At 52.7% G+C, this 22,438-nt stretch carries 24 protein-coding genes; 20 read left to right on the forward strand and 4 right to left on the reverse strand.

The window, feature by feature from the left end; genetic code table 11:
• Positions 1 to 4: 4 nt before the first annotated feature.
• A complete protein-coding gene (locus tag PUP29_RS11220) occupies positions 5 to 1,720 on the forward strand; it encodes a DUF7507 domain-containing protein (protein ID WP_353423359.1) in 1,716 nt (571 codons plus the stop codon).
• 92 nt (positions 1,721 to 1,812) lie between these two features.
• On the opposite strand, the gene PUP29_RS11225 is transcribed toward PUP29_RS11220, so the two are convergent.
• On the reverse strand, positions 1,813 to 2,406 hold the full coding sequence (locus tag PUP29_RS11225; protein WP_353423361.1) for a TetR/AcrR family transcriptional regulator: 594 nt from the start codon (positions 2,404 to 2,406) through the stop codon (positions 1,813 to 1,815).
• Positions 2,407 to 2,532: 126 nt separating this feature from the next.
• Here PUP29_RS11225 and PUP29_RS11230 point away from each other — a divergent pair, with 126 nt between their 5' ends.
• Positions 2,533 to 3,117 (forward strand): hypothetical protein, encoded by a 585-nt coding sequence (locus tag PUP29_RS11230; protein ID WP_353423362.1) that lies wholly within the window; start codon positions 2,533 to 2,535, stop codon positions 3,115 to 3,117.
• Between the two features lie 14 nt (positions 3,118 to 3,131).
• Here the strand turns inward: PUP29_RS11230 and PUP29_RS11235 are convergent, their stop codons facing one another.
• Positions 3,132 to 3,401, reverse strand: a complete 270-nt coding sequence (locus tag PUP29_RS11235; RefSeq protein WP_079545730.1) for a hypothetical protein — start codon at positions 3,399 to 3,401, stop codon at positions 3,132 to 3,134.
• A 161-nt stretch (positions 3,402 to 3,562) separates the two neighbouring features.
• Here PUP29_RS11235 and PUP29_RS11240 point away from each other — a divergent pair, with 161 nt between their 5' ends.
• The 14 genes from PUP29_RS11240 (at position 3,563) to PUP29_RS11305 (ending at position 16,991) form a co-directional block, all read left to right on the forward strand.
• A complete protein-coding gene (locus PUP29_RS11240; protein ID WP_353423364.1) occupies positions 3,563 to 5,500 on the forward strand; it encodes an aconitate hydratase in 1,938 nt (645 codons plus the stop codon).
• Between the two features lie 307 nt (positions 5,501 to 5,807).
• Entirely contained in the window at positions 5,808 to 6,758 is a 951-nt protein-coding gene (locus tag PUP29_RS11245) for a 3-oxoacyl-ACP synthase III family protein (protein WP_079545726.1), read from the forward strand.
• Positions 6,759 to 6,816: 58 nt separating this feature from the next.
• Positions 6,817 to 7,035 (forward strand): acyl carrier protein, encoded by a 219-nt coding sequence (locus PUP29_RS11250; protein ID WP_079545724.1) that lies wholly within the window; start codon positions 6,817 to 6,819, stop codon positions 7,033 to 7,035.
• Between the two features lie 77 nt (positions 7,036 to 7,112).
• The gene (locus PUP29_RS11255) at positions 7,113 to 8,051 is read left to right on the forward strand and encodes an ACP S-malonyltransferase (RefSeq protein WP_079545723.1); all 939 of its coding nucleotides are present in this window, start codon (positions 7,113 to 7,115) and stop codon (positions 8,049 to 8,051) included.
• 39 nt (positions 8,052 to 8,090) lie between these two features.
• The gene (gene fabG / locus PUP29_RS11260) at positions 8,091 to 8,822 is read left to right on the forward strand and encodes a 3-oxoacyl-[acyl-carrier-protein] reductase (RefSeq protein ID WP_353423366.1); all 732 of its coding nucleotides are present in this window, start codon (positions 8,091 to 8,093) and stop codon (positions 8,820 to 8,822) included.
• Between the two features lie 224 nt (positions 8,823 to 9,046).
• Entirely contained in the window at positions 9,047 to 10,291 is a 1,245-nt protein-coding gene (gene fabF, locus PUP29_RS11265) for a beta-ketoacyl-ACP synthase II (protein WP_079545719.1), read from the forward strand.
• Positions 10,292 to 10,303: 12 nt separating this feature from the next.
• Positions 10,304 to 10,792 (forward strand): acetyl-CoA carboxylase biotin carboxyl carrier protein, encoded by a 489-nt coding sequence (locus PUP29_RS11270; protein WP_079545717.1) that lies wholly within the window; start codon positions 10,304 to 10,306, stop codon positions 10,790 to 10,792.
• 45 nt (positions 10,793 to 10,837) lie between these two features.
• Positions 10,838 to 11,272, forward strand: a complete 435-nt coding sequence (fabZ, locus tag PUP29_RS11275) for a 3-hydroxyacyl-ACP dehydratase FabZ (RefSeq protein ID WP_079545716.1) — start codon at positions 10,838 to 10,840, stop codon at positions 11,270 to 11,272.
• 70 nt (positions 11,273 to 11,342) lie between these two features.
• Positions 11,343 to 12,692: an acetyl-CoA carboxylase biotin carboxylase subunit gene (accC, locus tag PUP29_RS11280; RefSeq protein WP_079545714.1), complete on the forward strand. Its 1,350-nt coding sequence runs from the start codon at positions 11,343 to 11,345 to the stop codon at positions 12,690 to 12,692.
• Between the two features lie 3 nt (positions 12,693 to 12,695).
• Positions 12,696 to 13,610 carry an acetyl-CoA carboxylase, carboxyltransferase subunit beta gene (gene accD / locus PUP29_RS11285; RefSeq protein ID WP_079545712.1) on the forward strand — a complete coding sequence of 305 codons (915 nt, stop codon included), beginning with the start codon at positions 12,696 to 12,698 and terminating at the stop codon, positions 13,608 to 13,610.
• Entirely contained in the window at positions 13,607 to 14,425 is an 819-nt protein-coding gene (accA, locus tag PUP29_RS11290; RefSeq protein WP_079545710.1) for an acetyl-CoA carboxylase carboxyl transferase subunit alpha, read from the forward strand. Before accD ends, accA begins: the two co-directional genes overlap by 4 nt.
• Before the next feature lie 140 nt (positions 14,426 to 14,565).
• Positions 14,566 to 14,841: a metal-sensing transcriptional repressor gene (locus PUP29_RS11295; RefSeq protein ID WP_079545709.1), complete on the forward strand. Its 276-nt coding sequence runs from the start codon at positions 14,566 to 14,568 to the stop codon at positions 14,839 to 14,841.
• A 132-nt stretch (positions 14,842 to 14,973) separates the two neighbouring features.
• Complete coding sequence (locus tag PUP29_RS11300) at positions 14,974 to 16,845, forward strand: heavy metal translocating P-type ATPase (RefSeq protein ID WP_079545707.1); 1,872 nt, start codon at positions 14,974 to 14,976, stop codon at positions 16,843 to 16,845.
• Positions 16,842 to 16,991, forward strand: a complete 150-nt coding sequence (locus tag PUP29_RS11305; protein ID WP_353423368.1) for a hypothetical protein — start codon at positions 16,842 to 16,844, stop codon at positions 16,989 to 16,991. The genes PUP29_RS11300 and PUP29_RS11305 overlap by 4 nt, the downstream gene beginning before the upstream one ends.
• Before the next feature lie 87 nt (positions 16,992 to 17,078).
• Here PUP29_RS11305 and PUP29_RS11310 read toward each other — a convergent pair whose 3' ends face one another.
• Positions 17,079 to 17,702 carry a DUF47 domain-containing protein gene (locus PUP29_RS11310; protein WP_079545705.1) on the reverse strand — a complete coding sequence of 208 codons (624 nt, stop codon included), beginning with the start codon at positions 17,700 to 17,702 and terminating at the stop codon, positions 17,079 to 17,081.
• A 31-nt stretch (positions 17,703 to 17,733) separates the two neighbouring features.
• The gene (locus tag PUP29_RS11315) at positions 17,734 to 18,786 is read right to left on the reverse strand and encodes an inorganic phosphate transporter (protein ID WP_079545703.1); all 1,053 of its coding nucleotides are present in this window, start codon (positions 18,784 to 18,786) and stop codon (positions 17,734 to 17,736) included.
• A 199-nt stretch (positions 18,787 to 18,985) separates the two neighbouring features.
• Between PUP29_RS11315 and PUP29_RS11320 the strand changes: the two genes are divergently transcribed.
• The 4 genes from PUP29_RS11320 (at position 18,986) to PUP29_RS11335 (ending at position 22,372) form a co-directional block, all read left to right on the forward strand.
• Positions 18,986 to 19,780, forward strand: coding sequence for an MBL fold metallo-hydrolase (locus tag PUP29_RS11320; protein ID WP_079545701.1), 795 nt, complete (start codon positions 18,986 to 18,988; stop codon positions 19,778 to 19,780).
• A 6-nt stretch (positions 19,781 to 19,786) separates the two neighbouring features.
• Positions 19,787 to 20,260 carry a 23S rRNA (pseudouridine(1915)-N(3))-methyltransferase RlmH gene (rlmH, locus tag PUP29_RS11325; RefSeq protein ID WP_079545700.1) on the forward strand — a complete coding sequence of 158 codons (474 nt, stop codon included), beginning with the start codon at positions 19,787 to 19,789 and terminating at the stop codon, positions 20,258 to 20,260.
• Positions 20,261 to 20,330: 70 nt separating this feature from the next.
• A complete protein-coding gene (locus tag PUP29_RS11330; RefSeq protein ID WP_079545698.1) occupies positions 20,331 to 20,612 on the forward strand; it encodes a hypothetical protein in 282 nt (93 codons plus the stop codon).
• A 113-nt stretch (positions 20,613 to 20,725) separates the two neighbouring features.
• Positions 20,726 to 22,372, forward strand: a complete 1,647-nt coding sequence (locus tag PUP29_RS11335; RefSeq protein ID WP_079545696.1) for a glutamine--tRNA ligase/YqeY domain fusion protein — start codon at positions 20,726 to 20,728, stop codon at positions 22,370 to 22,372.
• The last annotated feature ends 66 nt before the right edge of the window (positions 22,373 to 22,438 follow it).

Below are 22,438 nucleotides of genomic sequence, written 5' to 3' on the forward strand. Positions count from 1 at the left end.
TAGTTTGAAGAAAATAGTAGCGATTTTGCTGGCTGCTGTTCTAGCGGTAACGCTTTGCATTTCCATGAGCGCTACCGCGTTTGCAGCGAGCAGTATAAAAATTACTGCCAGCGTTAGCCCCGGCTCTCTCACCGGAGCGGGAACGGTATCCGTTAAGGTAACGGTGCAAAATGGATCGGACGGCGAAATAAATGACGTTACGGTAGAGTTCCCGGACGGCGACTCTGAGAATATCGGGAGCATCGCGGCAGGAGAGTCCGGCACACGGTCAGACAGCGCGTGGCACGTTTCCGAGGATATGCTGGATACGGACCTCATCTTTTCCGCCTCCTTTACGGATGAAGACGGAGATACACAGACGATAAAGACCAACCCGCTTACGATCTCCAAGGAGGATTCAAAAGCAGCGGCGTCCGCTTCGGCCAGCGCCTCTGAGGATTCGGTAGAAAGCGGCGAGCGGGTCACCTTTACGTTCAGCCTGAAAAACGAGGGGAACGTCACGCTGGAGGACGCCTCGCTGACTTCTCCCGATTCCGGGCAGTTCAGCGACTCGCAGCTCCATAAAACGTTCACGCTGGAGCCGGGCGAGACTAAAATATTAAAATGGACGGTATCGCTCAAGGAAAGCGTAGATATCAGCCCTGTCTTTACCTATACGGCAGACGGAGAAGAGCATACCGCAAAGGCAGACCGCGTGTCCGTAACGGTGGACGGCGCAGAGCCGAGTGCCTCGCAGGACGAGGACTCCCTTGAGGTCGTCGCGTCAGCTGACAAAACGCAGGTCAGCGCAGGGGATACGGTCTCGTTTGAAGTCACGGTGCGTAACCACGGCTCAGCCGACCTTGAAAATCTCAAGGTGACGGATGGGGACGGCAATGAAGTCGACTTTACGGGCGACAGGCTCGATGCGGGCAGCGCCGCAAAGGGAACGCTGGAATTGACTGTGCAGGAAACCTCGGATTTCGTGTTTACGGCGAAAGCGGAAGATGAGGACGGGAACACCGTTGAAGCAAAATCGGAGCCGATCGAAGTGACCGTCGATGCGGTAGACCTTACGACCGCACTCACGATGGACGTATCGTTCATACCGGAGATCAGTCAGGCCGGGCCGGTAGACTTTACTTTTAAGGTAAAAAACAACAGCGGGCAGGAATTGAAAAATATCGTGATCTCCGAAGCGACGCTCGGTACGATCGCGACGATCGAATCCATGACGGCCGCCGAGCAGGATATCACACAGCAGATACAGGTCGCGCAGACGACGAGTTATGTGTTTACGATCTCCGGCGAGCTGCCGGACGGTACCAAACTGCAGTCTCAGACGCAGCAGCCCGCTACTGTGACGGTAAAACAGGCTGCAGGCGGGATGGGAACGATGCTCATTCTGTTCGTTGTCATCATTGCAGCGATCATAGCGGTCGCGATCGCATTGGCTGTACTGATCCACAAGAATAAAAAAGCCGGATATACCGCATTTGGAAAACGGCGCGACTGCAGAGAGGTGCCGCAGCGCCCACGGCAGGAGCCGACGAGAAACCGGCCGGCCGAACGCTCTTATGGACAGCAAAGGCCGCCGCAGGTGCACCAGCAGCCACGGCAGCAGAAACGGCAGATGCCGCGCGAACAGATCGAACCGCGCCGCCAGCAGCCAAGACAGAAGCAGCAGAGGCAGCCCGTGGATAAAAAGAACACAAGATACAGCGATAGGAATAAATTCTAAGAAACGATTGGCGACAATTGAAAAACGGAACGCCCGGCCGGCGTTCCGTTTTTTGTTTGTTCCGCCTGTCGGCGCATGATTTTTTAAACCGGTCAGAATTCGTTTGATTTTTGAAAAAGACCGGATGTCAGAATATCATGGAACATGGAATGAAGCGTCCTGCGCATACCCGTCCTCGAAATACCTCCTGTATAGCATTCGTTGATCACTCCCCATAGGCCGTTGCAGAGCAGCGCGGCTGTCTGGCGCGAGGGATATTTAGAAGGCATCTGGCGGCTGTGGCGTTTGATATAGTCGTCGACATTGTCGAAGATATGATGATAGAAAGCAGAATATAAATAGGGATTCCGGTCGGGAGAAGCCCACGCAAAAAAAGAGAGATTGTTGTAATACAGGTTCAGGATGCAATCCAGCATATTATAATAACCGTGAAGGGCGTCGCGGGAGGGATTGTTTTCCGCCTGCAATCGGTAATAGTCCTGTACGGCTTCGTCCACATAACCGCGGAACATGTCCTCGGCAAGAGCGTATTTATCATCATAATGCGTATAAAATGTAATGCGGCTGGTCATCCCTTCACGGCAGAGCGCGGAGACCGTTATTTTCTCAAAGGGAAGACGGGCAAGCAGGGAGATCATAGTCTGCTTTAAATTCTGTTTTGTTTTAACGATCCGTTTATCTTCCATAAATCATACACTTTCGTTTTTTTGTATCAATAAGTAACAAATAAGACGTGCCTGTTCTTGCTGAACAATTTGTATGTTAGTATAACATATATATAAATATAAAACAATGTAAGGAGAGGAGCTTTGATGCGGAAAATCAGTGCGGAAAAGGCAGTGCGTATCATTACGCTTGCTCCCGTCATGGCATTTCTGACCCTGAGTATTCTGTTTGGCGTAAGGAACGGGATGTTCGGCGGCGGTGCGAACTATGCGGCGGCGGTCTTTTTTCTGACAGTGCTGCCGTTGCTCGCCTATCCTCTGCAAAAGGTGCTTCCGGGATGGAAAGAGAAAGGAAGGAGCGGACAGCGCAGCCTTGCCATTCTCATGGCGGTCGCCGGTTATATAGCGGGCATTTTATATGCCGTGGCGGCGGCAGTACCGGAGGGCATGCTGCTCGTCTATCTTGCCTATCTGTTTTCCGGCTGTCTTATTTTATTGTTCAATAAAGGCTTGAAAATAAAAGCGAGCGGTCATGCGTGCGGCGTCGCTGGGCCGCTTGCGCTGCTTGTCTGCTTACTGGGACCTGCCGCCCTGTTTGGCCTGCCCGTTTTAGGGGCGGTCTATTGGGCGTCGCTTCGCATGGGAAGACACACATGGAAAGAGCTGATCCTCGGGAGTATGCTCCCCATCGCCGCGCTGCTGTTGGCGGTCCTTTTTTTACGGCTGTTCTGAAAGCACCGCAAAAATCAGGAATCGGCGGAATCGATGATCTGTATCTCAAATTTATCATAGGGGAAACGGTCCACAAAATCATCGGGCTTGAACGTGGCCTTGCGGAACAGCCCGAGCTGCTTGGTATGATTGGTGTGCCACATAGGCACCTCGATATCGAATTCTTTGGCAAAATGCTCGATGCATTCCAGTATCGCGTCGGATATTTCCGGTTTCTGGCTTGTGAACGTATCCGCGCATATCGTCCTGCCGTTCTGATAGAGCTTTCCCCATAATGTCAGCATGCATTTCATCCTTTTCCAATGGATTTTTGACGGCGCAGTCTTGCACCGTTCCTTTATTATATCGGAAGAGCGGGCAAAAAGAAAGGCGCGGCACTTGAAAAAAGTGCGCCGAGCGTATAAAATAAACACCGTATTATAAGTTATTATGGAGGGGAAAAAGAATGGGAAAACCACTGGCATATAAAATTTTACAGGATCATCTCGTTTCCGGGGAAATGACCCCGGGCAGCGAGATATCGATCCGTATCGATTATACGCTCACGCAGGATTCAACGGGCACGATGGCGTATCTGCAGTTTGAAGCGATGGGCATAGACCGCGTCAAGACAAAACGCTCGGTCGCATATATCGACCACAATACCCTGCAAAGCGGCTTTGAAAATGCGGATGACCATAACTATATTATGAGTGTGGCAAAAAAGCACGGCATCTATGCTTCCCGGCCGGGGAACGGCATCTGCCATCAGGTCAACTTGGAGCGTTTTGGCGTGCCGGGCGCAACGCTGCTCGGTTCCGACAGCCACACGCCTACTGGCGGCGGCATCGGCATGATCGCCATCGGCGCGGGCGGGCTTGACGTCGCAGTTGCGATGGGCGGCGGCGCCTACTATCTGAATTGTCCGAAATTTGTCAATGTAGAGCTCAAAGGGGAACTTAGGCCCGGTGTATCCGCGAAAGACGTGATCCTCGAGGTCCTGCGCGTGATGAGCGTAAAAGGCGGTGTAGGAAAGATCATTGAATATACAGGCGAAGGCGTAAAAACGCTTTCCGTGCCGGAACGCGCGACCATCACCAACATGGGAGCGGAACTCGGCGCGACCACTTCTATTTTCCCGAGCGATGAAGTAACGCGGGAATTTCTTGCTGCACAGGGCAGGGAAGCGGATTTTGCGCCGCTTTCAGCAGATGCGGACGCGGAATATGATGAGCACATTGTAATTGACCTTTCCGCGCTTGCGCCGATGGCAGCAATGCCGCACAGTCCGGATAATGTAAAGACCATTGAAGAAATTGGGAAAATCAAGGTGGATCAGGTGTGCATCGGCAGCTGCACCAATGCTTCCTATCGCGATTTGATGCGTGTAGCCGCGATCCTCAAGGGAAAAACTGTAAATCCGCATACCAGCCTGACCATTTCGCCCGGCTCGAAGCAGGTCATGAATATGCTTGCGAAGAACGGCGCGCTGGCCGACATGATAGACGCAGGTGCGCGCATCCTCGAATGCGCATGCGGGCCGTGTATCGGCATGGGGCAGTCTCCGGCGACGGATGCTGTGTCTGTCCGCACGTTCAACCGCAATTTCTTTGGCCGCAGCGGAACGAAGAGTGCGAGCGTCTATCTCGTCAGCCCGGAAACGGCGGCAGTCACGGCGATCAACGGCTATCTGTCCGATGCGCTGGAGCTTCCGGATCTTTCCATACTTGATGTCGAAATGCCGGAGAAATTTGATGTGAACGATAATATGATCATTCCGCCGGCGGAGCACGCTGCCGATGTGGAGGTCATCCGCGGGCCTAACATCAAGCCTTTCCCGAAGCATGAGCCTCTCGCGGACGAGATCGAAGCGGAAGTCATGCTGAAAATGGAAGATAACATCACGACGGACCACATCATGCCCTCTAACGCGAAGCTGCTTCCGTACCGCTCCAATATCCCGTATCTTGCGGATTATTGCCTTACGCCGGTGGACGAGACCTTCCCGGCGCGTGCAAAAGAGGCGGGAAGATCGATCCTCATTGCAGGGCAGAACTACGGGCAGGGCTCCTCGCGCGAGCATGCTGCGCTTGCGCCGCTGTATCTCGGCGTCAAGGCGGTCATTGCCAAGAGCTTTGCGCGCATTCACATGGCAAACCTCATCAACAACGGAATCCTGCCGCTTACATTCGCGGACGAAGCGGATTACGATAAGATCAGTCAGGGCGACGTGCTGAAGCTCGCGGGTGTTCGTGAAAATGTGGAGGGAAAAGACCGTTTTTATGTAGAAGACGAAACGAAAGGCATCCGTTTCGAAGTCGTGCTCGACGCATCGCCGCGTTTGCGTGAAATGCTGCTTGCAGGCGGGCTTCTCAATTACACGAAAAACGCGAGCCGGTCATAAAAAATACGGCGGCAGGGGCGGTTTCCCGCCCTGCCGTCTTTTCGTTTTTATTGACATTTACGGAAGATTAGAATATCATTATACTGTCTTAATTTTGCTTGCAGTTATATGTGCCTCTGTTTGCCGGAGGTCTCTGAAATAGATTCGTGCGGTCAAAGCTGCCTCAAATCAGGCCGGCCGCGTAAGGAGCCGGAATGAAGCGGCTGGCTCCGGCAATGGATAAACGGAAATGCTCAGCGTTCCCTGTGGGGGAAAAGGCTGTTCTTCCGGAGCACCGGAAGGTGTATGCGAAAAAGTAGGAGGAAATATGAGTATACGCATCATGGGAACAGGCAGCTATCTGCCTGAAAAAGTGATGACCAATGAGGACTTTGAAAAGATCATAGATACGTCTGACGAATGGATCACAAAACGTACGGGCATCAAGCGCCGCCACTATGTGGAAAACGGCATGTGGAACAAGGATATGTGCGTCATCGCAGCGAATATAGCCATGAAAGAGGCGGGCGTCACAAAGGATGATATCGGCGGTATCATCGTCGCGTCCGTGACGAATGAAATGGGCGTGCCGTCCGTTGCGAGTCAGATCGAGCGGGAGCTCGGGATCCCGGAAGCGGTCTGCTTTGACGTCAACTCTGCGTGTACGGGTTTCATGTTTGCGCTCAAAGCGGCGTCGGGGTTCGTAAAGCCGGGCAGCAAACCGTTTCTCGTGTGCGGCAGCGAAACGCTTTCGCGTTTTATGAATATGGAAGACCGCGCAAGCTGTATCCTGTTCGGGGACGGCGCGGGCGCCGTTGTCATAGAAAGCGGCGATAATATGAAATATTTCGAGGTGTATTCCAAGCCGGATACGGAGGGCCTCATCACGATCAACGGTATGAATACGCTCAAAGACGGCGCAGTGCAGCCGTCCTATGCAGCGCTGAAGGGAAGAGAGGTCTATGTGTTTGCGACGCGCGAAGCAGAACGGGTCATTCGCCTCGCGCTGGAGGAAACGGGCAAAACCCCGGATGAGATCGACTGGTTCCTGATGCATCAGTCAAATTACCGCATCACAAAAACGATTGCACAGCGGCTTGACGTATCGATGGATAAATTTTATTCCAATATCGACGATACGTCCAATACATCGGCCGCCAGTATCCCGATCGCACTCGACCAGATGAACAAAAAGGGCATGCTGAAAAAGGGCGATACGCTCGTTGTTGCAGGCTTTGGAGGCGGGCTTTCATCGGGGTGCGCAGTCTATGAATGGTAATAACGCGAAAGCGTGACAAATAAAAAATAAATTGTTTTCTTAAATGGAGGAATTTGAAATGATCTATGAAAAGATTGCCGAAATCATCAGCGACAAAATGGATATCGATGTTGACGACATCACAATGGATTCTACATTCGAGAGCCTTGAGATCGATTCCCTCGACATGGTGGAGATCGTAATGGATATCGAAGAAGCATTCGAGGTGTCTGTGGAAGATGCGGAGAATCTGAAGAGCGTCGCAGACCTTGTAAAATATATCGAAGACAATAAATAAAAAACGTACAAAATGGGTAGAGGGCGGACGCAAAATGTTATTTTGCGTCTGTCTGCTATCTTTTGGAGGAACTTGATTTGGGTAGACTTGCAGTGCTCTTTGCAGGGCAGGGAGCGCAGAAAACAGGAATGGGCAAAAGCCTGTACGATAACGTGGAAGCGGCCCGGGATATTTTTGACCGTGCGGAAGCCGTGTGCCCGGGGCTCGCGGAGCTGTGCTTTTTCGGAGAACAGGCGGAGCTGAACCAGACGATCAATACACAGCCGGCCGTATTCACGGTAGATTTTGCAGCATGGGCGGCGCTTTCGGCAGCGGGGCTCGAGCCGGATATGGGCGCGGGTTTTTCCCTCGGAGAATATGCGGCGCTCGCGGCGGCAGGCGTCCTTTCCTTTGAAGACGCGCTGCGTCTTGTCCTGCTGCGCGCGGAATGGATGCAGGAAGCGGCCGAAGAACACAGCGGCGCTATGGCGGCGGTGCTCGGCAAAACGGCGGAGGAGGTCGAAGCGCTCACAGAGCAGTTCCGGGAGGACGGCATACTTCTGCCGGTCAATTATAACTGTCCGGGCCAAACTGTCGTAGCAGGAGACCTCAGCCTCATCGAGGTCATGATGGCATATTGCAAGGAAAATAAAATAAAATGCATGAAGCTTCCGGTAAACGGGGCGTTCCATTCGCCGCACATGGAGTGGGCTGCACAGAATATTTATGAAGAGATCAAAACTGCGGAATTTGGCATGCCGCAGTTTACGCTGTATGCAAACCGTACAGGAATGCCCTATGATCCGGCAGACATGGAAAATATGAAGACCGTCATGGCGGAACAGACGGCAAACCCGGTATTGTTCGAACAGAGTATACGGGCTATGCTTGCGACAGGCGCGGATACGTTTGTAGAGGTAGGGCCGGGTAAAACGCTCGCGGGCTTCGTATCGCGCGTCAGCAAGGAAGCGAAGACCTGCAACATCAATGATTTTGAATCTTACGAAAAAACGGTCGAGGCGCTGAAAACGCGCTGAACGTTTGTGTATGCATAGATGCGACGGGAGGAAAGGAATATGAGCACAGCACTCATTACAGGCGCTTCCCGCGGGATCGGCAGGGAGCTTGCCCTGCGGCTTGCGGATGAAGGATATGATATCGTAGTAAACTATTTATTTGAAGAGGAAGATTATGCGGGCACGGTAGCGGAGATCGAAAAGAAAGGCGTAAAAGCGATCGCGATCAAAGCGGATGTGAGTCAATTCAGCGAAGTGGAAGCGATGATGAAGCAAACGGTGGAGACGTTCGGGTCGATCGACGTCCTCGTCAATAATGCAGGCATCACGCGCGACGGGCTTCTCGCACGCATGAAGGAAGAGGATTTCGACGCGGTCATAAACGTCAACCTCAAAAGCGTATTCAATTGCTGCCGCCACGCAGTACCCTATATGATGAAGCAGAAGCACGGCAGGATCATCAGCATGGCCTCCGTAGTCGGCCTTTCCGGACAGGGCGGCCAGACGAACTATTCCGCCTCCAAGGCAGGGATCATCGGCTTCACGAAATCTCTCGCCAAAGAGATCGGCTCGAGGAATATCACCGTCAACGCGGTAGCTCCCGGGTTTGTAGAGACGCCTATGACGGATGCCATGCCTGCAAAGGCGCGGGAAGAAGTGTTAGGGAGCATCCCGCTCCGCCGCGGCGGCACGGTAAAGGATATTGCAGACGCAGTCGCGTTCCTTGCGAGCGAGCAGGCGTCCTATATCACAGGGCATGTGCTCTCGGTGAACGGCGGCATGTACATGTGACGCATCCTGCGCGGCGAACCTTGGATTTTCGGTTCCGCGCTGATCTCGGCGCACCGGGATGTACGATTTCATTCAGCACTCCGGTACAATACCGAACTTCATCCGCGTATCCTGCATCACATAGGAACGGCTTTCGCGTATCCGTTCCGAATATGCTTAGAATAGCAGGCAGCAGTCCCGGTCAGGCTGCGCCTGTGAAACGATAGACTTGAAAGGGAACCTTTATGGCAAGACGGGTAGTTGTAACGGGCCTCGGAATCCTTTCCCCGAACGGGAACACGGTAAAAGAGGCATGGGAAAACACAAAAAACGGCGTGAACGGAATTGGACCGCTGACTAAGGCGGGAGCGGAGGGGCTGCCCATTCATTTCGCGGGCGAGCTGAAGAACCTCGATGTGCTCGATTATCTGGATAAGAAAGAGGCGCGCCGCCTCGACGAGTATTCCCAATACGGGGTCATCGCCGGAAATCAGGCAATGGAAGACGCAGGCTTCACACCGGGCGGGGAAATGCCGTATGACCGGTACCGCTTCGGCGTTCTGGTCGGAAGCGGGATCGGCGGTCTCGATACGATGGAAACGGAAGTAACGAAGCTGAATGCGAAGGGCTTCAGACGCGTCAACCCGCTTCTTGTACCGATGATGATCAGTAACATGGGCTCCGGCTATCTTGCGATCAAGCATGACCTGAGGGGCTACAACACAACGGTCACGACGGCCTGCGCGTCGGGGACGCATTCTATTGGAGACGCCTATCACATGATCCGCGACGGTTATATGGATGCAATGCTTGCGGGCGGCGCGGAATCGCCCATTAAAATGCTGGCGATATCAGGCTTTCTTGGCCTGCATGCGGTCACAACGACGGACCGGCTCGACCGCGCCTCTATTCCGTTCGACGCGGAGCGCAGCGGCTTCGTCATCGCGGAAGGCGCGGGGGTGATCGTTCTGGAGGAATATGAAATGGCGAAGAAGCGGGGCGCACATATTTATGCGGAGATTGCAGGTTACGGCGCGACGTGCGATGCCTATCACATGACGGCGCCTCAGCCGGAAGGAGCAGCGCTTGCAAAAGCAATGGAAGTAGCGATGGAGGAAGCGCATGTCCTGCCCTCCGAGGTATCTTATATCAATGTGCATGGAACGTCGACTGAGCTCAATGAAAAGACAGAGACGCTTGCGATCAAAAAAGCGTTTGGAGAAGAAGCATATAAAATACCGCTTTCCTCTACAAAATCTATGACCGGACATTCGCTTGGCGCTGCAGGAGGGATCGAAGCGGTCTATTCCATCATGGCGATGCAGGATGATTTTATCCCGCCGACGATCAACTATCAGGTTCCGGATCCCGAATGCGACCTTGATTGCACGCCAAATATAGGAAAGAAAGCCGATGTTGATGTGGTCATGTCTGATAATCTCGGCTTTGGCGGGCATAATGCGGTGCTTTTATTCAAAAAAGCGGAGTAAAGGAGAACAAAAGTGGACTTAAAATCAGTATTGGATTTATTGAAAGCCGTTGAAAAGACGGGAATGAATAAGTTTGAATTACAGGACGGAGATTTTTCGGTCCGTATGGAGCGCGGTACGGGTGAAACGACGAAGACCGTTTATGTAACGGCTCCGCCGCAGATATCGGCTCAGATCGGTACGGCGCCTGCCGTTCCCTCGCCTGCCGCTTCGCCGGCTCCGGCGGAAGAGGCGGCACAGGCCTCCAATGCCGCTCCTGCTGCGGCCGAAAGCAAGGGAAAGGATATTTCCTCCCCGCTCGTCGGAATATTCCACAGCCTTTCCGAAGGGAAGGCTGTCAAAATAGGCGATAAGCTCAAAAAAGGCGATATCGTATGTATGGTAGAAGCGATGAAGCTGATGAATGAGATCACGATGCCCGAAGACGGAGAGATCACATGGGTCGCCTGCGAAGATGGAGATAGCGTAGAATACGGACAGTTGCTGTTCAATTATGTGTAATAGTGCGTATAGTACAGTTGGTTTTGGCTGAAAAAAGGAGCATATATGGTTTTAAATCAGGAAGAAATCAAACAAATCATTCCACATCGGGCCCCGTTCCTGTTTTTGGACGAGGTGCTTGAGTGCGAAGTGGCGAAACGCACCAAAGCGGTGTGGCGCATCCGGGAAGACCTCTTCTGCTTCAAAGGGCACTTTCCCGGAAATCCGATCCTGCCGGGAGTGCTCATCACGGAGGCGCTTGCGCAGGCAGGCGCGGTCGCCATTCTGCAGGACGAAAAATATAAGGGCCGTCTTGCGGTATTCGGCGGGATCGATAGGGTACGCTTCCGGGGCATGGTCAAGCCGGGAGACGACCTTGTGCTCGAAACAGAGATTTTGCGCCTGTCCGCAATGGGCGGAAAAGGAAAGGTAAAAGCCACGGTGGATGGAAAGACCGTGTGCGAGGGGGAGATCCTGTTCGTTCTTACGAAGCAGGATTAAACACGTACGAAACGGATGGCGGCGCTCGGCAGTGCGGAATTGTCCGGACCGCATCCGAAGGAGATAATCGATGATAAACAAGGTTTTGATTGCTAATCGCGGCGAGATCGCCGTGCGCATCATACGCGCGTGCCGCGAGATGGGGATAGAAACCGTTGCGGTATATTCTACGGCGGATGAAAATGCGCTCCATACGCAGCTTGCGGATGAAGCGGTGTGCATTGGCCCGCCCGCGCCCAAAGACAGCTACCTGAGCGCTTATAATATTTTATCTGCGGCGCGCATTTCCGGGGCGGATGCGATCCATCCGGGCTATGGGTTCCTGTCGGAAAACTCCAAGTTCGTCCGTATGTGCGGAAAAAGCAACATCGTCTTCATCGGTCCGGATGCGGAAGCAATGGAAAAAATGGGAGATAAGCTCATGGCGCGCAGGATCATGACGGAGGCGAAAGTACCGGTCATTCCGGGTTCTCTTGATGCGCTTGAAGACGCGGAGGATGCAAAGAAAATCGCAAAAAAGGTCGGATATCCCGTTATGATCAAGGCGGCAAACGGCGGCGGCGGACGGGGCATCCGCAAGGTGGACCGGGAGGAAGATATAGAGGAAGCTTTTAGCGCTGCCTACAAGGAAGCGCTCGGCGCCTTTGGCGACGGAACGCTGTATATGGAAAAGTGCATCATGGATGCACGGCATATCGAAGTGCAGATTTTATGCGATCATTACGGCGAAGCGATCTACCTGTACGAGAGGGAATGCTCCCTTCAGCGCAGGAACCAGAAAGTGATGGAAGAAGCGCCCAGCGTGGCGTTCGGCCCTGAAAAACGTACGGAGATCGGCGAGGCGGCGGTACGGGCCGCAAAGGCCTCCGGTTATAAAAATGCAGGCACGATTGAATTTTTATATGACGAGGCGTCAGGAAATTATTATTTTATGGAGCTCAACGCGCGCGTGCAGGTAGAGCATCCGGTCACAGAGATGATTACGGGGATCGATATCGTACGCGAACAGATACTGATCGCGAACGGCGGCAAGCTTTCGTATCGGCAGGAAGATGTACCGCTTATGGGCCACGCAATCGAATGCCGTATCAATGCGGAAGACCCAATGAAAAATTTCATGCCTTCTATCGGTACGATCGAAGCGCTGCACCTTCCCGGAGGACCGGGCGTGCGGTTCGATACGGCAATGTATACGGGATATAAAATACCGCCGACTTACGACAGTATGATAGGGAAGCTTATCGTTCATGCTCCGACGCGTGCGCGGGCTATGGCGAAAATGCGTGCGGCCCTAACGGAGCTCGTTGTGGACGGAGTGGAGACAAACGCAGATTTCCAGCTCGATCTTCTCAACAACGAAGATGTAATGGAGGGCAAGCTCGATACAGGACTGGTCGGGCGCATCATGGAGGAAAGGTAACAGATGGGGTTATTTTCAAAGAAGCGCAAGGATATCACCCTGCGCGTATACCGTACCAACCAGCAGGCGCAGATGCCCGCGGAAGAGCCGGAGCAGATTCCGGAACCGCTTGTTGCGCATGACGAGGAACAAGTTGAGGGCATGTGGGAAAAATGCCCGGAATGCGGCAGCGTGATCTATACGGATGACCTGATCGCAAATCTTAACGTGTGCACAAACTGCAGCTATCATTTCCGCTTATCTGCCCGCCAGCGTATTATGTATACAGCGGATGAAGGAACCTTCGTAGAAACAAATGCAGATATGATCGGCACGAATCCGCTTGATTTTCCGGGATATGACAGCAAGATAAGAAAGATACGCGGCTATACCAACGAGAAAGAAGCAGTCGTCACCGGAGCCTGTCAGATCGGCGGAGAGCCCGCTGTGCTCGCGGTCATGGACGGCTTTTTCATGATGGGCTCCATGGGAGCGGCGGTCGGCGAGAAGATCACGCTTGCGATCGAGCAGGCCGTGCGCGAAAAGCTCCCGTTTATCGCTTTTACGGTCTCGGGCGGCGCGCGCATGCAGGAAGGACTCATATCCCTGATGCAGATGAGCAAAACAAGCGCGGCTCTTACGAAGCTTGACGAAGCGGGCCTGCCTTATTTCGCCGTGCTGACAGACCCGACGACAGGCGGTGTTACGGCGAGCTTTGCCATGCTCGGAGACGTCACGATCGCCGAGCCGAATGCGACGATCGGCTTTGCCGGGAGGCGCGTCATCGAGCAAACGGTAAAGCAGACGCTCCCGCCTACGTTCCAGACGGCGGAATTCCAGCTCGAGAAAGGCTTTGTCGATATGATCGTTCCCCGCGGAGCGCTGAAAGAAACGCTCGCAAAGCTTTTAAAACTGCATAAAGGAGGAGCCGCGAAATGAGTGAGAAACGGTCGGCATGGGATATTGTGCAAACAGCGCGTGACCCGAAGCGTATCACCTCTCAATATATCATTCGGCATGTGTTCACGGATTTTATGGAAATGCACGGCGATAAGCTGTTTGCGGACGATGCAGCGGTCATCGGCGGCGTCGGATTTTTAGGAGATATCCCGGTCACAGTCGTAGGTCAGGAAAAAGGCGTAGACCTGCGCGATAAGGTGAAGCGTAATTTTGGCTGCTCCAATCCGGAGGGCTACCGCAAATCCCTGCGCCTTATGCGTCAAGCGGAGAAATTCCACCGCCCCGTCATTTGCATCGTAGATACGCAAGGGGCGTTCTGCGGCATCGGAGCTGAGGAACGCGGCGTGGCCGAGTCCATAGCCCGGAACCTCATGGAGCTTTCCAGGCTCAAAACGCCTGTCCTGAGCCTGTTTATCGGCGAAGGCGGCAGCGGCGGCGCGATCGCGCTTGCGGTCGCGGATAAGAGAGCAATGCTCGAGAACGCGCTTTATTCTATTCTTTCACCGGAGGGATTTTCCAGTATTCTGTGGAAAGATTCCTCACGCGCTGCGGAAGCGGCGGAGCTGATGCGCATGACCGCATCGGAGATTCAGGAGATGGGTCTCATAGACGATGTGATCCCAGAGCCCGAGGGCGGCGCGCAGGCGGAGGACGGCGGAAAATTTGCAGCAGAGATCAAAAAATATCTGATCAGAAATGTAAATGAGCTCATGGTTGAACCGATAGGCAGCCTGCTCGAAAAGCGTTATGCAAAGCTGCGTTCTTTCGGACAGAATGCGGTCGTAACGAAATAAAAGAAGACAGGAAAGGAAGCTTTCCTGTCTTTTATATCCCGCTTTTGAAGGACGTGCGGATGACAGGCGGCTATACTTGACAACGGATGCCGCCGTGACTACAATATGCACATACCCCTATTGGTATATGGAGGCTCTCTATGAAGCAATGTATGGATGCGGATAATCTGCACCGCAGGTTAAAAAAAATCATCGGACAAGTGCAGGCGATAGACCGGATGGTCGAGGAAGATGTTCCGTGCGAGGATGTGCTCGCGCAGATCAATGCCGCAAAGTCCGCCCTGCACCGGGTAGGGCAGGTCGTTTTGGAGGGGCATATCAAGCATTGTGTCCGCGATGGGATAGAGCATGGAGATGCAGATAAAACGATAGAAAGCTTTACAAAAGCAGTAGAGCGGTTCGCAAATATGAAATAGAAAAAACAGATTTTTACAGGCAGCCCTTGTATGGACTGCCTTTTTTATGTGCTTTCCCAAAAACAAACTTGACAAAGAGGGCTGCCGCAGATATTATATACATATACCCCTATAGGTATAAAGGAGACTTTGATGAAAAAACTGGAAAAATTACTGGAATGGGGCGGAATAAAGAAAGATATTATATTTCTTGCAATATCAGGGCTTGCCCTCCTTATGAGCCTCGTAGGCTGGGAGCCGTTTCCGTTCGGCGTTTCGTGGATCGCGATCGTGCTGTGCGGTATCCCTATTATTTTAGAGGCGGTCATTGGGCTCATTACTGCATTCGATATCAAAGCAGATGTTCTCGTTTCTATCGCTTTGATAGCCTCAGTGGTGATCGGAGAGGACTTTGCCGCAGGGGAAGTGGCATTCATTATGCAGCTTGGCGGGCTGCTGGAAGAGCTTACGGTCGCAAAGGCGCGCGCCGGGATTGAAAAGCTGGTCCATTTGACGCCGCAGACTGCCCGGGTATTATCGGAGGACGGAGAGAACATCGTTCCCGCGGAGGAAGTACGGGTAGGAGACATTCTCCGCGTCCTTCCCGGAGAGACCGTGCCTGTTGACGGCGTGATTCTATCGGGGCAGACCTCCGTCAATCAGGCGGTCATGACAGGAGAATCGCTCCCGGTGGACAAAGCAGCCGGAGACGAGGTATCCAGCGGGACCGTAAATCAATTCGGTTCTTTTGATATGAAGGCAGCAAAGGTAGGGGAAGACAGCTCCATCCAGAGGATGATTCGTCTTGTGCAGTCTGCCGATGCGGGAAAGGCAAAAATAGTCGGACTTGCAGACCGCTGGGCAACATGGATCGTCGTTATCGCGCTTTCTGCTGCCGGACTCACATGGCTTCTGTCGGGCGAGATCATTCGCGCGGTGACTATCTTGGTCGTATTTTGTCCGTGCGCGCTTGTATTGGCGACGCCCACAGCGATCATGGCGGCGATCGGGAACGCGACAAAGCATGGCTTTCTCGTGCGTGAGGGCGACGCGCTTGAGCGCCTTGCGTCCGTGAAAAAGATCGCCTTTGATAAAACGGGCACCTTGACCTATGGAACGCCTCAGGTAATGGAAATAAAAAGTGTTCTTCCCGGCCATTCGGAGCAGGCGCTCTATGCGCTTGCGGCCTGCGCGGAAAAACGTTCCGAGCATCCTCTTGGAAAGGCGGTCGTGCGCTGCTATCAGCAGGAAAGCGGGGAAGCGGCTCTGGAACCCGAGCAGTTCCGAATGGTTCCGGGGCGCGGCGTGGCTGCGGTCATTGACGGGCAGGAGATCCTTGCAGGAAACAAAGCGCTGCTTGCCTGCTCGAAGATACAGATTTCGGAAGAATTATGCCGCGCTGCGGAGCAGTCCCTCGAAAAGGGGTGTACGGTCATTTATATAGCCATAGGCGGGAAAGAGGCGGGCTATCTCGCGCTGGCCGATACGCTGCGTCCGGAAAGCGCCGGCATGATCGGCTCCCTTGAAGGACTCGGCGTTCAGCCGGTGCTTTTGACGGGAGACCATGAAAATGCCGCGCAAACGATCGGGCAGCAGCTCCATATCAGCGAGATACATGCAAATTGTCTTCCGGAAAACAAACTGGAACAGATCGGAGCCTATCAGGCGGCGGGACAACCGGTCTGTATGATCGGGGATGGCGTAAACGACGCTCCGGCCTTGAAAAAAGCGGCTGTCGGCATCGCAATGGGGGGAGTGGGAAGCGATATCGCCGTAGATGCCGCGGATATTGCGTTGGTAGACGACGAGGTGAAAGAGCTGCCGCATTTGCTGGCCCTCTCCAAAAGAATGATGGCCACGATCCAATGCAACCTTACCTTTTCCCTCAGCCTGAATTTTCTCGCGATCGTCTTGGCTATGACGGGAATACTCGACCCGGTATCCGGCGCGCTTGTACATAATGCAGGCTCTGTGCTCGTTATCATCAATTCTGCGATTCTATTGAAATGGAGGAAAAAGAAATGACCGTCAATATCGTTGCGCTTGTGATCGGAGCGCTTATCCTGACTGCGGGCCTTTATTATCTTGTTCGCGGGAAAACGACAGGGATTCCCGGAAAATATATGGCGCAATCAGCGGGATCGGCGCTGCCGTCATCGCTATCTTCGTAATAAAGCTGCTGATAGAGCTTGCCGGAGCTTAACGCAACGCATAAAAATACCGCGTATTTTGATACGCGGTATTTTTACAGCTTTCGTTCAGCTGTTTTTCATCACAACGGTCTCAAGCGTATTGGCCACATCCTCGCATGCGTCACAGCAGCCCTCAAAATAGTTAAAGGTCTTGGACCATACCATGATCTCGACCGGATCGGTGGAATTGACGTGCAGGTCACGCATCGCGCGGGTATAAAGCTGGTCGCCCTCTCCCTCGAGGTCATTGATCTCAATGATATAATCGCTCAGAGAACTGGATTTCTTGAAATTGCGGAATTCCTGTATCGCTTTTTTCAATGAAGAACAGCAGGCGGCAATAATATCCATGAATTCCAGCGCTTCAGGACGGATGCTCTGAATATTGAACGTATAGATTTTTACGATGACGTCCTCAAGTGCATCGGTCACATCGTCGATCCTCTGCGCGATCTCGGTCACGTCTTCCCGTTCGATCGGCGGAAGAAACTCGCGGATCAAGGCTTTCATCATCTCGTGCTTTGCCTGATCGGCGGTGTGCTCGATCTTGTGTATCGTGTTCATTGCTTCCTCCACTTTATCAGGCTCAAAGCTGCGCAGAGTATCGCCCAGCAGGGAAGCGGCGGAGCAGGAATAATCCACCATATTGACAAATGCGTCAAAATAATCAAAACTGTGTTTTTTTGCCATTTTTAAAATCCTCCAGCGGTGTTTGAACCGATCAAAATACTGCCATGAACAAAAGAGCCATTAAAAAGCCGATGACCCCGCAGCCGGGGAAAGTAAGGATCCACGCCATGAACATTTCCTTTACAACGCCCCAGTTGACGGAAGAAACGCGGCGTGCCGCGCCTACGCCCATGATCGCGGTGGTCTTTGTATGCGTCGTACTGACGGGAAGTCCCGTAAGCGACGAGGCAAGCAGACATACTGTTGCGGACATATCTGCATCAAAACCCTGATATCCTTTCAAATGTACCATATCCATTCCGACGGCCTTGATGATACGATATCCTCCGATAGAGGTGCCGAGCGCCATAACGGCGGAGCAAAGAATCATCAGCCAGATCGGAATTTCAAAAGTCGTGACATCTGCCTGTCCTTTTGCAAGAAAAATGCCGAGCAGGAAAACACCCATAAATTTCTGCCCGTCCTGCGCGCCGTGCATGAACGACATCGCGGCGGCGCCGCCGATCTGTCCATAATGAAAGAAGCGGCTGGTTCTGCGTCTGTCTTTATATTTACAGACGGCTGCGGTAAGCTTTGCGGAAAGCCAGCCAAGGCCAAAACCAAGCCCTGTGGAAAGAGCAAGGCCATATAGAACCTTGACCCATTCTGCGCCGTTGATCCCGCCAAAACCGCCATGCATAGCGATGGCCGCGCCTGAAAGCCCGGCAATCAGCGCGTGACTTTCGCTGGTCGGGATGCCAAAGCGCCATGCGACGGTCGCCCACGTCACGATCGCCACCATCGCCGCGCAGAGCGCGACGAGAGCTTCGTGGGAATCGCCGCCGAAATCCACCATGCTGTATATCGTATAAGCAACGGTAGCGTTGATCATCGTCATAACGAGCACACCGAGAAAATTAAAGACGGCAGCCATAAGGATAGCCGGCTTCGGCTTCAGGGCACGGGTAGAGACGCACGTCGCGATCGCGTTAGGCGCATCGGTCCAGCCGTTTACGAGAATAACGCCCAGCGTCAGGATGACCGTAATCAAAAGAGCGGGGTTAGACCCAAGCTGAGAAATAAATTCTGAAAATGAGATCGTCATATCACTTTTCCCCTGTTATGGAAAATTTATGCCATTTAAAAGTATATCATAAATAATAAAGAAATTCTAAACTGAACAAAATTTTTTTCTATATTTCCGTAGACGTCACGGCTCAGGGAGGCATCTCAAAATAGGATTGAAAAAGAATGAAAAGAAGTATACAATAAACGGTATCAGGTAGCAAAGAAAGGCACAATATATGGAGCTGAAACTCGCTCCGCTGTTCAGCGGGTCGAAAGGTAACTGCATCTATGCAGGTACGGAAAGGTCTAAAGTACTTGTGGACGCAGGATATTCCTGCACGAAGATCGTGTCGGAATTAAAAAAGGTCGATATCCGAATGGAGGATATCGACGGCATTCTGGTCACGCATGAACACAGCGACCATATCGCGGGGATCGGCGCGATCTCCCGTAAATTTGATATCCCGGTTTATGCGAACGCCCAGACATGGGCAGAAATGGAAAAACGTCTCGGCGATGTGCAGAGCAAAAATATCCGCGTGATCGACGAACAGGATTTTTATGTCGGAGAGTTGTGTGTGCAGCCCTACGAAATATCGCACGACGCGGTTCGGCCGTTCGGTTACAGCCTTACGGCAGGAGGAAAAAAAGTCAGTATCATGACGGACCTTGGCAGGGTCACGGAAAAAATGCTTGCGCAGGTCGCCGGATCGTCTATCGTACTTCTGGAATCCAATCACGATGTCGAGATGCTGAAATGCGGCCCTTATCCCTATTATCTCAAACGGCGCATCCTTTCGGCACATGGCCATCTTTCCAACGATGATGCGGCACAGACGGCAATGCGTCTTGTGGAAGCAAATGTAAGGGGCGTCCTTTTGGGGCATCTTTCGGAAAAGAATAATTTTTATGAGCTTGCATACGAAACGGTGTGCGGCTTTCTGCGGCAGAACGGTGTGATAGTAGGCAGACACGTCGCGGTGGCGATGGCCAAGCGCGAGGGTGTAACGGGAATATACGCCGCGGTATGATCGTTTATGAAAATCAAAATCATTTGCGTAGGAAAATTAAAAGAAACGTTTTATGAACAGGCGCAGGCAGAGTATGCGAAAATGCTCAGCCGCTTTTGTACGCTTACCGTTGAAGAACTGCCGGACGAACCGTTGACGAACGTAAAAGGGGAAAAAGCGGAGGAAGCCGTGCGAAACGCGGAGGGAACGCGTATCCTGAAAAAATGCGAGGGATATGTAGTCGCCTGCGACGTGCGCGGAAAGGAACTGGCGTCGGAGGAATTTGCTCAGAAACTGGACGGCCTTATGTCCGGTGGAGCGGGAACTATCACCTTTGTGGTCGGCGGCTCTCTCGGACTTTCGGGAGAGGTGCTCCGGCGGGCGGACCTGCGCCTCTCCATGTCGCGCATGACGCTCCCGCACCGTTTGTTCCGTATCGTGCTGCTGGAGCAGATCTTCCGCGCTTTTAAGATCATGCGCGGGGAGACCTACCATAAGTAATTATATTTTGAGATTTTTTTGAAAACAGGACGTAGTATAAGATAACTGACCACAAAAGGAGAAAATCAAAATGGCAGAAATCAGGAAAGAAGAAGGCAAATTTCTGGTGGACGGCAGGGAAGTGGACTTCAGTACGCTCAAACAGGTTCAAAAACTCGACGATGCCGAACTGGATCAGGTAGGCGGCGGAATAAAGATTTTTGTGAAAGATCATTGGTATGGTCCGGATTATCTGGTTTGCGGCGGCTGCGGCAGCAAAAGCTGGACGATCATCGGCGCGAGGGAGCCGAATGAGCTTCAACTGCGCTGCGATAAATGCGGACGAGTATCATGGGAAAAAATAGATACCTGACAAAAAAGAAACACTTTTCCAAACATAGCGAGGAGAGCCGCGTGCAATATTGCACGCGGCTTTGTTTCTTGTTATAATAAAAGTTCGTAAGAGAATTGGGAAAGAGGTTTGTCATGGCAGAAAACGAATCAAAGAATTTTATCGAAGAGATCATCGAGAAAGACCTTGCCGGGGGAAAGGAAAAGACAGTCGTCACGCGCTTTCCGCCCGAACCGAACGGCTATCTGCACATCGGGCATGCAAAATCCATCTGTCTGAATTTCGGGCTGGCAGAAAAATTCGGAGGGAAATGCAACCTGCGTTTTGACGATACCAATCCCGTCAAGGAAGATATCGAATATATTGAAGCAATCAAGCGCGACATCGAGTGGCTGGGCTTCCATTGGGCGGACGAAGTTTACGGCTCGGATTATTTTGATTTCATGTATGAGTGCGCGGAAAAGCTGATTGAAAAAGGACTTGCCTATGTGGATGACCTTACGCCCGAGGAAATGCGGGAATACAGGGGAACGCTCACACAGCCCGGAACGGAAAGCCCTTACCGCAGCCGTACGCCTGAAGAAAATATGGATCTGTTCCGGCGCATGCGTGCCGGAGAATTTCCCGACGGCGCAAAAGTGCTGCGTGCAAAGATCGATATGGCCTCTCCAAACCTCAATATGCGCGATCCTGCCATTTACCGCATCGTGAAAACGCCGCACCACCGTACCGGAGATCGGTGGGTGATCTATCCGATGTACGATTTTGCGCATCCTCTTGAGGATGCTTACGAGGGCGTTACGCATTCGGTGTGCACAATGGAATTTGAAGACCACCGCCCATTGTATGATTGGGTAATAGAGAAATGCGAATGCGAGCATGTGCCGCATCAGTATGAGTTTGCACGCCTCAATCTGACCAATACGGTCATGAGCAAGCGCTATTTGAAAAAGCTGGTGGACGACGGCGTCGTTTCCGGTTGGGATGATCCGCGTATGCCCACGCTTTCCGGCGTGCGGCGCAGGGGCTATACGCCCGCTGCGATCCGCGATTTCTGCGAGCGCATTGGTGTGGCAAAGGCGGTATCGGTGGTCGACGTGCGCCTGCTCGAGCATTGCGTGCGTGAAGACCTTAACGCGCATGCGCCGCGTGTGATGGGCGTGCTCCGTCCGCTCAAGCTTACGATAGAGAACTACCCGGACGGAAAAACGGAACTGCTTACGGCGGAGGACCTGCCGGGCGGGGAAAGCACGCACGAAGTGCCATTTTCGAAGCATCTTTTTATCGAGCAGGACGATTTTATGGAGGTCAGGCCGAACAACAAATATTTCCGGCTGTATGTGGGCGGTGAGGTTCGCCTGAAAAATGCTTATATCATCAAATGCGAGCGCGTTGTAAAGGATGCGGACGGGAATATCGAGGAAGTTGTGTGCACCTACGATGAAACGACCAAGTCAGGCGGGGAGAACAGCGGACGCAAGGTAAAGGGAACGCTCCACTGGGTGGAGCGCGATACTGCGGTCCCGGCTCAGGTACGTCTGTACGACTATCTGTTCACGGAACAGGAGGACGGCGCCTATGCCGCCAATCCCAATTCGCTCACCGTGCTGAAAAATGCGGTGATCGAGCCGCATATCAGAAATGCGGAAAAGGGCGGGCGTTTCCAGTTCATGCGGCAGGGGTATTTTTGTATCGATACGGAAGACACCACGGAAGATAAACTGGTGTTCAACCAGATCGTGAGCCTTAAGGACAGCTTTGCAAAAACGATGGCAAAATAAAAGAGAACGGCGAAGAGCTTTTCTTACGGAAAGCGTACGGAGCAAAATTTTGAAAGGAACGGTATT

Source organism: Christensenella massiliensis (assembly GCF_040409835.1).
GTDB classification, from domain to species: domain Bacteria; phylum Bacillota; class Clostridia; order Christensenellales; family Christensenellaceae; genus Christensenella; species Christensenella massiliensis.

Bases quoted from the DNA above. Each gene is read 5' to 3' on its own strand.
- PUP29_RS11320 (WP_079545701.1), top strand. From the start codon at position 18,986: ATGGAGCTGAAACTCGCTCCGCTGTTCAGCGGGTCGAAAGGTAACTGC.
- accD (WP_079545712.1), top strand. From the start codon at position 12,696: ATGGGGTTATTTTCAAAGAAGCGCAAGGATATCACCCTGCGCGTATAC.
- accA (WP_079545710.1), top strand. From the start codon at position 13,607: ATGAGTGAGAAACGGTCGGCATGGGATATTGTGCAAACAGCGCGTGAC.
- PUP29_RS11305 (WP_353423368.1), top strand. From the start codon at position 16,842: ATGACCGTCAATATCGTTGCGCTTGTGATCGGAGCGCTTATCCTGACT.
- PUP29_RS11240 (WP_353423364.1), top strand. From the start codon at position 3,563: ATGGGAAAACCACTGGCATATAAAATTTTACAGGATCATCTCGTTTCC.
- rlmH (WP_079545700.1), top strand. From the start codon at position 19,787: ATGAAAATCAAAATCATTTGCGTAGGAAAATTAAAAGAAACGTTTTAT.
- PUP29_RS11230 (WP_353423362.1), top strand. From the start codon at position 2,533: ATGCGGAAAATCAGTGCGGAAAAGGCAGTGCGTATCATTACGCTTGCT.
- PUP29_RS11245 (WP_079545726.1), top strand. From the start codon at position 5,808: ATGAGTATACGCATCATGGGAACAGGCAGCTATCTGCCTGAAAAAGTG.
- PUP29_RS11300 (WP_079545707.1), top strand. From the start codon at position 14,974: ATGAAAAAACTGGAAAAATTACTGGAATGGGGCGGAATAAAGAAAGAT.
- fabG (WP_353423366.1), top strand. From the start codon at position 8,091: ATGAGCACAGCACTCATTACAGGCGCTTCCCGCGGGATCGGCAGGGAG.
- PUP29_RS11250 (WP_079545724.1), top strand. From the start codon at position 6,817: ATGATCTATGAAAAGATTGCCGAAATCATCAGCGACAAAATGGATATC.
- PUP29_RS11310 (WP_079545705.1), bottom strand. From the start codon at position 17,702: ATGGCAAAAAAACACAGTTTTGATTATTTTGACGCATTTGTCAATATG.
- PUP29_RS11315 (WP_079545703.1), bottom strand. From the start codon at position 18,786: ATGACGATCTCATTTTCAGAATTTATTTCTCAGCTTGGGTCTAACCCC.
- accC (WP_079545714.1), top strand. From the start codon at position 11,343: ATGATAAACAAGGTTTTGATTGCTAATCGCGGCGAGATCGCCGTGCGC.
- PUP29_RS11335 (WP_079545696.1), top strand. From the start codon at position 20,726: ATGGCAGAAAACGAATCAAAGAATTTTATCGAAGAGATCATCGAGAAA.
- PUP29_RS11235 (WP_079545730.1), bottom strand. From the start codon at position 3,401: ATGCTGACATTATGGGGAAAGCTCTATCAGAACGGCAGGACGATATGC.
- PUP29_RS11225 (WP_353423361.1), bottom strand. From the start codon at position 2,406: ATGGAAGATAAACGGATCGTTAAAACAAAACAGAATTTAAAGCAGACT.
- fabF (WP_079545719.1), top strand. From the start codon at position 9,047: ATGGCAAGACGGGTAGTTGTAACGGGCCTCGGAATCCTTTCCCCGAAC.
- PUP29_RS11330 (WP_079545698.1), top strand. From the start codon at position 20,331: ATGGCAGAAATCAGGAAAGAAGAAGGCAAATTTCTGGTGGACGGCAGG.
- fabZ (WP_079545716.1), top strand. From the start codon at position 10,838: ATGGTTTTAAATCAGGAAGAAATCAAACAAATCATTCCACATCGGGCC.
- PUP29_RS11295 (WP_079545709.1), top strand. From the start codon at position 14,566: ATGAAGCAATGTATGGATGCGGATAATCTGCACCGCAGGTTAAAAAAA.